Below are 7,832 nucleotides of genomic sequence, written 5' to 3'. Positions count from 1 at the left end.
GCTACGACGATCTGGTGAACGGCAAGGAAGAGAAGATCGACGTCTCCAAGGTCGATGTATCGATGAACGGCATCGAGCTGCAGGACCGCGAATTCTTCGCCGCCATCCGCGAAGGCCGCGAGCCGAACGCCTCGGTCGCCCAGGTGCTGCCCTGCTACCAGGTGCTGCACGACCTCGACCAGCAGCTCGCCAAGGGCTGATAGCCAACAGCCTCTCCTCGTCATTGCGAGGAGGCGAAGCCGACGAAGCAATCCAGCCCTGTGCACTGAGCTGGATTGCTTCGCTCCGCTCGCAATGACGCGGATGGGGAGCCTTCCCTAACCGGCACCTCGACGAGGGCGGCCCCTTATTTCGGGCCTGCCTTTGAACCTTGTGCTTCCTTCATGGAACCATAGCTCTGACGAACGGGTTGTTCCGGGCGGCAGAGGAATGCGCCCTATCGGCGCAAGGAGGTTCGCATGACGAAGCACACCAGGCTGTTCGGCCGCGCCGTCGCGCTGGCCACGATCGTCGCCGTTGGCACGCCCTTGCTCGCGCCCGCCGAGGCCATGGCGGCCCCACGGAAGCCGGGAGTAACGACGCACCACGACATCACCGATTTCAGCGCTGCCAGGCGCCGGCATCATGTCCGCCGCGGCGGCAACGGCGGCAACGGCGGAGCGGCTGCCGCTGCGGCGTTCGCGGGCATCGTTGGTACCATCGGCTCGATCGCAGCCGCGCAGGCCGCGCGCGATGCCTACGAGGACCGCTATTACTACGGCGGCCCCGGCTACTACGGCGGTCCGCACTACTATGGCGGCCCCGGCTATATGGGTCCCGGCTACGGCTACTACGGCCGCGGCTGGTGAGGGCTGGCGGTCGAATAGGAACGCCGGACGCCCTCGAGACTTGCGACCAGGACGCGTAGCATTAACGCGATCGCCATCAAGTTGCGTTAGGCTATGACATGACTGATTCGCTGGACCGCCTTTATCAAGCCGTCCTCGCGGCGCGGGATCTCGATCCCGCGACGTCGCGGACCGCGCGGCTGTTCCAGCACGGCTCCGGCAAGATGGCCAAGAAGCTCGCCGAGGAAGCGATCGAGGTGGTCATCGACGCGGTCAACGGCAATCGCGAGGCGGTCGTTCGCGAAAGCGCGGACCTTCTCTACAATCTGACGGTGCTTTGGGCCGCGGCGGGCGTCCGCCCGGATGACGTCTGGGCTGAGATGGGCCGGCGTGAGAACCTGCTCGGCATCGCCGAGAAGCTGCCGAAGTCACGGCTGAAGCTGGTGAAACCGGGCCCTGCGGCTCGCGCCGGGCGGCGACCGATCGCCGCAGCCGATACAAGGGCTCTGCGCAAGCGCCACTAAGCCGCCTCCGGGCATAAGCATCGCTCCCGATGAGTCGCCATCGGCCCGCTGCGCCAAAATATGGCCATCTCGGGCCGAACCGTATCGTCATATGTCTGGCATGGACAAATCGGCCGCGGGGTGGTTGATCGCCCATCATGCTGCGTAAAATCTATGATTGGTGCATCGACGCGGCCCACAAGCCCTATGCGCTGTGGGTGCTCGGTATGGTCTCCTTCGCGGAGAGCTCGTTTTTTCCGGTCCCGCCGGATGTGATGCTGATCCCGATGTCGCTGGCGCGGCCGGAGCGGGCGTGGTTCTACGCCGCGCTGTGCACCGCGACCTCGGTGGCGGGCGGCATCGTTGGCTATGCGATCGGCGCGCTGCTTTACGATTCGGTCGGCCACTGGCTGATTCAGCTTTACGGCTATGGCGACAAGGTCGAGGCGTTCCGGGCCGGCTACGCCCAGTGGGGCGCCTGGATCATCCTGCTCAAGGGTCTCACGCCGATCCCCTACAAGCTCGTGACCATCACCTCGGGCTTCGCCGGCTACGACATCTGGCTGTTCATCCTGTTCTCGATCATCGCCCGCGGCGGCCGGTTCTTCATCGTCGCCGTGGTGCTCAACCGCTGGGGCGTGACGATCCGCGAGCAGATCGAGAAGCGATTGACGATGTGGGTGTCGATCGGCGCCGCCCTGCTGGTGCTGGGCTTCGTCATCGCGTTGAAGCTGGTGTGAGGACGCGCACGACCAGCAAGGTCGATAGAATGGCGGCTCGGCCGGCGCGACATCTGGACTTGGCTCGATCCTGCGTCGTCGCAATCGGTTTGCTTCTGCCGGGGGCCGCGCTGTCTCAGACAGCGCAGCTTGCGCCCGCCGACACCCCGCCACCCGCGGCAGCCCCTGCACCGCAACCGCGAGAAAACTCCGGGCTGGTCAACGAAATCGAGAAACTGATCAAAAATCCGTCGTCGATCCTGCCGGACCTCAAGCTCGGCAGCGACGACAAGCCGCCAGCCGCACCGGCCCCGGCGCCGCAGGTCACGCCGCCTGCGCCACCGCCGCCCCCTGTAGCGGCGCCGGCTCCCTCGCCGCCCGCCCCTCCGGCGTCTTCAACATCGCTGGTGCCGGGGCTCGTTACCGGACGTCAGCCGTGTCCGGCGACTGGCAATGGCGACGACTGCAAGGCAGCCGCGGACACATTATGCAAAGCCAAAGGCTATCGAGGCGGCCGCAGCCTCGGCGTGGATGCCACCGAGAAATGTTCGGCCAAGCTGCTGATCCCGGGCCGCGCACGGCAGCCGGGCGATTGCAAGACCGAGAACTACGTCACCCGGGCGTGGTGTCAGTAACCCGAGCGACACGGCGGCCCACTCGCAATTTCACGCGACGAAAATTGCGACCACGCATGTGAGTCCGCAAACCGGACACTTGGGCGCAGCCGCTGACAAATTTGCCGACGCTGTCTTGCGAAGCGAAGGCCCGCTTGCTTTGGTAGCGCCCCGATCGCGGTGCAGCACGTCCCCGGCATGCCGAGCGCCGCCAACAACCAGAACGCCTCGAGGAGAACTGTCGCAATGTCCATGCCTGCATTGTTCAAGGGCCGGCTGTCGATCCCTGTCATCGGCTCGCCGCTGTTCATCATCTCGGTCCCCGACTTGGTGATCGCGCAGTGCAAGGCCGGCGTGGTTGGTTCGTTTCCGGCGCTGAATGCGCGGCCGGCTACGCTGCTCGACGAATGGCTGCATCGCATCAAGGAAGAACTCGCCGCCTACGACAAGGCGCATCCGGAGCGGCCGTCGGCGCCGTTTGCCGTCAATCAGATCGTCCACAAATCCAACAACCGGCTCGATCACGATCTGGCGCTGTGTGAGAAGCACAAGGTGCCGATGATCATCACCTCGCTCGGCGCCCGCGAAGAGCTGAACCAGGCCGCACACGGCTGGGGCGGCATCGTGTTTCACGACGTCATCAACCAGAAATTCGCCCACAAGGCGGTCGAGAAAGGCGCCGACGGCCTGATCCTGGTGGCGGCCGGCGCCGGCGGCCACGCCGGCACGCAGTCGCCGTTCGCCTTCGTGTCGGAGACCCGCGCCTGGTTCGACGGCCCGATCGCGCTGTCGGGCGCCATCGGCAACGGCCGCGCCATCCGCGCCGCGCGCGTGCTCGGCGCCGATTTCGCCTATGTGGGCTCGGCCTTCATCGCCACGCACGAAGCCAACGCAGTGCCGCGCTACAAGGAAATGATCGCCAGCTCGGCGGCCGAAGACATCGTGTACTCGAATCTCTTCACCGGCGTGCATGGCAATTACTTGAAGCCGTCGATCGTCGCCGCCGGCATGGATCCGGACAATCTCGAAGTCTCCGATCCGACCAAGATGAACTTCGGCACGGATGAGTCCGGCGAGCGCAGCAAGCCGAAGGCCTGGAAGGAAATCTGGGGCTCCGGCCAAGGCATCGGCTCGATCACCGGCATCACCGGCGTCGCCGAACTCGTCGCCCGCTTCAAGCAGGAATACGACTCCGCCATCGATCCGCCCCTGTGAGTTCGTGGATGGGATGTTGGGGTAGCTGATATCAGCTTATCGCCCGTGTCGCCCTCACCCCACCCCTCTCCCGCAAGCGGGAGAGGGAACCGGCCCGCCGTGCGGCGATGCTTTGACTCTTCATTAGCGCAGGTTGGACAAAGGCCCCATCGGCACGTCCAGCGCGCCCCCCTCCCCGCTTGCGGGAGAGGGTTGGGTGAGGGCGCTCCAGGCAGTGAACTTAACTACTTCGTCCGGCGGGGAAAGACGCGTTAGCACTGTGCCCAAGCTACGCTAGACCGGCCGTGGCCGCGGCGGCAGCAGCACGTCGAACAGCGTCGGGCCGGTCTTGGCGAAAGCGCCTTCGAGCGACAGCAGGCGGCGGCGGGTGACGCTGCCGCCATTGTAGCAGGTGCCGCCGGTGTCACCGGCAGTCTCGAGCGCGCGGTGGCACGGCACGATCACGGCGAACGGATTATGCCGAACGGCACGCCCGACGGCCTGAATTGCGCCGGAGGCGCGCAGCTTGCGGGCGATGGCCGCAAAGGTCGTGGTCTCGCCATGCGGGATGGTGCGCAGCGTCTCGTAGACGCGCTGGTCGAAGGCCGCCACGCCGCCGAGATCGAGCACGACGTCGGAAAAATCCCAGATCTGACCGCTGAGCGCGGCCGCGACCCCCTCGATGGCGGTCTCGATACCGACCGCCGGCCGGCTCTCGCGTGCGCCCGGAAATTGCCTGAGCAACCGGCCTCGCGTCTGGAGTTCGCGGGCCTCCGCAAGCTGAACGGCGAGGACGCCGTCATCGCTCCAAGCGATGCCGCAACGCCCGACCATCGAGTCGAAAATCGTGTACGCAACCCCAGCCATGGGTTGGACTATACCAACCACTTGGAACTGCGCATCCGAAATGTGAAGAAAGTGTTAACAGCTGCGCGGTCTGCCGCCATTGCCGGATGCCGGGTCTTCTGGCGTCTCACGCCCCGGCAGGCCAGGTGCCCATCCCGGCCGCGTCGCCATGTCCGTCATGTCGCACGATCGACCCTTGGCGGCGCGCTTGGTCTCGGCTAGATCAAACGGGTCGGTGCGGCCCAAAGCCCACCCCGGCACGCGGGCGTAGTTCAATGGTAGAACGGCAGCTTCCCAAGCTGCATACGAGGGTTCGATTCCCTTCGCCCGCTCCAGCCCAGTTGCGCCCGCCCAGCTTTCTTCCCGCCCTGCGCCGAACGCATTGCGCTCCGCTTCCCACAGCGATCCTGATTGATCGGCGTCAACGTCGGCGTCTTCGGCCGGGAGGAAGCTTTCCCGACTGCAGAGACATCTGCAGAGGGGTGAAGACCATGATGAGCTATGACATCCTGCTGCTGGCTGCTGCCGCGCTGTCGACGGTTTTGATTTTGTTCGGCGTCGTGATCTGGGGCGACTTCGAAGATCACCACGAACACGCCAAGGTCAACGTCTCGACCAGGCATCACGCCGGCTGACGGCCCGCGACCTCATCATAGGCCGCGCCGATTGCGAGGCGCGGCTTCGCAGCCGCCAACTCGGCGTCCGCTGTTGCGATGCGGAAATCGCCTCCGCTTCAGCTCAGGTCAACGTTGTTTGCTTACCGCGTCGCCAAGGTCGCGCTTGATGGTCTCGAGCAGCGAGGCGAGTACATCGTTCTGCGGCGGAGCGGACTGGCGCGGCCCGGCAGCAAGTTGAGAGATGAACGCCGGCCGCGGCGGAACCATCGGGGGCGCCGTAATTGAAGTCAGCTTGTCCTGCCTGACGGCGCGTGTCGGACCGGCGGGCGGCCAGGCATGAGCTTTTGGCTCGCGACCAACGGAAGGGAGAGAGATAGCCGTGATGGGGGCGCTCGGCCGAGGGATCGGTCGGGATATGGAAGGCTGCGCCGACGGCGGAGGCGGTACGGGCGGAGCAGATCGCGCCACATCAACCCCTGCGGTGATCTCGCCTTTACCAGCGACCGCGGGGCGAGCAAGCATATCCCGCGGCACGGCAAGAGAAGCGCCGCGCGGGCGCCGCGGGATTTCGGGCGGCACTAACAGCGGCGGAGGCTCCGGAGCCGGCGGCGGTGGAAGGCCGGCGCTGCCGCCGACCGCCGTGACGAAGTCGCCGTACAGCACATCCTCATGGCGCCCCATCAGCCACAGCGCAGTCCAATAGACGCCGGCGAGCACAATCAGCGCCAGAATGCTCAGCTCAAGCATCCCCGGCCTCCGTTAGCCGGCCACCGAACTGATCACTTCCAAGCCCCGGAATCAGGACCGCAGAAGCAATCTGCACAACCAGCCCTGTTTTGCTCGCCCAACTAACAGTCATCTGCAGCCCCCTTGGAACCGATTGATTCCGGAACAAAAGCCGAGGCGCAAGCAAATTCTAGTAGTTGACCGAGGTCACACAGGTCGTCGGAAACAACAACGCCGGGCGAGATCGCCCGGCGTTCGAGGTCAGCTAACAAATGACGGCTCGGCGACCGCCGGCCGCTGCCCGCTCAGCGGGTGATCAGCACCGGCAGGCCGAGCATGTGGGAGAACGGCGCCGGATCGTTGATCAGCTTGGTGGAGCTGTTCTGGTTGGCGGCCAGCTGCGAGAACGGCTTCTGTGACTTCGCCAGCGACGACCACGGTTTCTGGCTGGACGCCAGCGACGAGAACGGCTTCTGCGAGGCCGACAGCAGCGGGCCGAACATCGACGACAGGAAGAAATTCGGCGAGGTCAGCTCCGGGAAGATGCCGCCCAGCGTCGTGCGCGACGAGGTCAGCTCGCCGCCGATGGTGCTGCTCGAGCGGCTGCTGTAGCCGCCGGAAGCATCACGCACCGGGCCGAAGCCCTTGAGAATCGCGTCGGCCTGACCGCCTTTGCCGAACGGAGGATCGACCAGCACCGTGGTACCATCCTTCAGCTCGGCGTTATCGAACGAGGCGGCTTTCAGCGCCGCAACGGCCGCCTGGGCCTTCTTGGCGTCGTCGTAAATCTTGATGATCTGAGTCATACTTACCTTCCTCGACGTGGATGTGCTGATTGGGTTTTCAGTCTTCGACCGAAGGCTCGGCCACGCCCACAAGCAATCTGGCATATTTTCGCGCTGCGACAAGCCCCCTACGGCATAGACTTACCGGTGACAACGCGTCGCAATCGGCGTGGTCACTAGCGCGTAAATAACAGCTCAAAGCTACAAATCGCTCTTCACGAGGCGCTCTGGTAGTTCACGAATGCGTTGACCGGTAGCATGGTATAGGGCACTGCAGATCGTCGCGTTCGTGCCCACGTTGCCGAGCTCGCCCAAGCCTTTGACGCCGGCCGGATCGAGTTTGTCGTCGGTCTCGGGAAGCAAAATCACCTCGACTTTTTTGACATCAGCATTCACCGGCACGAGGTAGTCGGCGAGGTTGTCGCTGATGTAGCGGGCTTTGCGGAGATCGGTCTCGGACGCCTCGCGCAGCGCCGAGGACAGAACCCAGATTATCCCGCCTCGACCAGCTCGGCGCCATAGGCGGTCGGCAGGTCGGGCGACTTCCACTCACCGAATTCCTCGATCCCATTGGCGCCGAGGCGGTCGAAGGCTTGGGTCGGGTCGGCCTGTTACGGAACTGGCGCGCCGCCGCTCAGGTAGGCGCCGATCGAATTGACCGCCCTTGCCGGCCGCAAGCCGGCCGTCATGTCGTTCGCGATCCGTCTGAAGGCTCCACCGAGGCTGAAAGTTGTGCGGGTGCGAGTCTACGCCTCGCCGACAACAACGGCTGCCGCAGGTCGTTCCGGTCCATTCGGCTCACGCGGCGGTAACGTCACCGGTTTGACGCAACTTCGTGCAATCGCTCCCCGCCGATTTTGCCGACACAGTTGCGTTGCCGGAACAAGCCGCGGGTTCTTGCGTCTGTGACCGACACGGGAGAGGACAGACATGGAAAGCGTTGCAAGTACGTCTTGGTGGGCCGCCGGCGTGCTTTACCAAATCTACCCGCGCTCGTTTCA

At 64.9% G+C, this 7,832-nt stretch carries 9 protein-coding genes, 1 tRNA gene and 2 pseudogenes; 8 read left to right on the top strand and 4 right to left on the bottom strand.

The features are described from left to right. The 6 genes and pseudogenes from I5M_RS03880 to I5M_RS03855 form a co-directional block, all read left to right on the top strand. Window positions 1-200 (top strand): annotated as a pseudogene (locus tag I5M_RS03880) (oxidoreductase); the annotation flags it as partial. A 258-nt stretch (window positions 201-458) separates the two neighbouring features. Further along, window positions 459-848 (top strand): hypothetical protein, encoded by a 390-nt coding sequence (locus I5M_RS03875; protein ID WP_022720204.1) that lies wholly within the window; start codon window positions 459-461, stop codon window positions 846-848. Window positions 849-946: 98 nt separating this feature from the next. Continuing rightward, window positions 947-1,351 (top strand): phosphoribosyl-ATP diphosphatase, encoded by a 405-nt coding sequence (hisE, locus tag I5M_RS03870; RefSeq protein ID WP_022720203.1) that lies wholly within the window; start codon window positions 947-949, stop codon window positions 1,349-1,351. Window positions 1,352-1,488: 137 nt separating this feature from the next. Continuing rightward, window positions 1,489-2,070, top strand: a complete 582-nt coding sequence (locus I5M_RS03865) for a YqaA family protein (RefSeq protein WP_022720202.1) — start codon at window positions 1,489-1,491, stop codon at window positions 2,068-2,070. Window positions 2,071-2,159: 89 nt separating this feature from the next. Then, on the top strand, window positions 2,160-2,684 hold the full coding sequence (locus I5M_RS32620) for a hypothetical protein (protein WP_244431927.1): 525 nt from the start codon (window positions 2,160-2,162) through the stop codon (window positions 2,682-2,684). 225 nt (window positions 2,685-2,909) lie between these two features. Then, window positions 2,910-3,878 carry a nitronate monooxygenase family protein gene (locus tag I5M_RS03855; RefSeq protein ID WP_022720200.1) on the top strand — a complete coding sequence of 323 codons (969 nt, stop codon included), beginning with the start codon at window positions 2,910-2,912 and terminating at the stop codon, window positions 3,876-3,878. Window positions 3,879-4,151: 273 nt separating this feature from the next. Here the strand turns inward: I5M_RS03855 and I5M_RS03850 are convergent, their stop codons facing one another. Beyond that, window positions 4,152-4,724, bottom strand: coding sequence for a methylated-DNA--[protein]-cysteine S-methyltransferase (locus I5M_RS03850; RefSeq protein ID WP_022720199.1), 573 nt, complete (start codon window positions 4,722-4,724; stop codon window positions 4,152-4,154). Between the two features lie 240 nt (window positions 4,725-4,964). On the opposite strand from I5M_RS03850, the gene I5M_RS03845 reads away from it, so the two are divergent. Beyond that, window positions 4,965-5,038 (top strand) — tRNA-Gly (locus I5M_RS03845). A 159-nt stretch (window positions 5,039-5,197) separates the two neighbouring features. Next, entirely contained in the window at window positions 5,198-5,338 is a 141-nt protein-coding gene (locus tag I5M_RS32615) for a hypothetical protein (RefSeq protein WP_159103966.1), read from the top strand. A 108-nt stretch (window positions 5,339-5,446) separates the two neighbouring features. On the opposite strand, the gene I5M_RS32000 is transcribed toward I5M_RS32615, so the two are convergent. The 3 genes and pseudogenes from I5M_RS32000 to I5M_RS03825 form a co-directional block, all read right to left on the bottom strand. Beyond that, a complete protein-coding gene (locus I5M_RS32000) occupies window positions 5,447-6,067 on the bottom strand; it encodes a hypothetical protein (RefSeq protein WP_083909498.1) in 621 nt (206 codons plus the stop codon). A 284-nt stretch (window positions 6,068-6,351) separates the two neighbouring features. Then, complete coding sequence (locus I5M_RS03830) at window positions 6,352-6,852, bottom strand: hypothetical protein (RefSeq protein WP_022720196.1); 501 nt, start codon at window positions 6,850-6,852, stop codon at window positions 6,352-6,354. Between the two features lie 180 nt (window positions 6,853-7,032). Continuing rightward, a pseudogene (locus tag I5M_RS03825) lies at window positions 7,033-7,332 on the bottom strand (xanthine dehydrogenase family protein molybdopterin-binding subunit); the annotation flags it as partial. Window positions 7,333-7,832 lie beyond the last annotated feature (500 nt).

Source organism: Rhodopseudomonas sp. B29 (genome assembly GCF_000333455.1).
Lineage (GTDB): Bacteria > Pseudomonadota > Alphaproteobacteria > Rhizobiales > Xanthobacteraceae > Rhodopseudomonas.
The sequence above is the reverse complement of the archived record's forward strand: the minus strand, read 5'-3'. Positions and strand labels throughout refer to the sequence as shown.

Coding starts and splice junctions, on each gene's coding strand:
- I5M_RS32000 (WP_083909498.1), bottom strand. CDS start 6,067: ATGCTTGAGCTGAGCATTCTGGCGCTGATTGTGCTCGCCGGCGTCTAT.
- I5M_RS03855 (WP_022720200.1), top strand. CDS start 2,910: ATGTCCATGCCTGCATTGTTCAAGGGCCGGCTGTCGATCCCTGTCATC.
- I5M_RS03830 (WP_022720196.1), bottom strand. CDS start 6,852: ATGACTCAGATCATCAAGATTTACGACGACGCCAAGAAGGCCCAGGCG.
- I5M_RS32615 (WP_159103966.1), top strand. CDS start 5,198: ATGAGCTATGACATCCTGCTGCTGGCTGCTGCCGCGCTGTCGACGGTT.
- I5M_RS03850 (WP_022720199.1), bottom strand. CDS start 4,724: ATGGCTGGGGTTGCGTACACGATTTTCGACTCGATGGTCGGGCGTTGC.
- hisE (WP_022720203.1), top strand. CDS start 947: ATGACTGATTCGCTGGACCGCCTTTATCAAGCCGTCCTCGCGGCGCGG.
- I5M_RS03865 (WP_022720202.1), top strand. CDS start 1,489: ATGCTGCGTAAAATCTATGATTGGTGCATCGACGCGGCCCACAAGCCC.
- I5M_RS03875 (WP_022720204.1), top strand. CDS start 459: ATGACGAAGCACACCAGGCTGTTCGGCCGCGCCGTCGCGCTGGCCACG.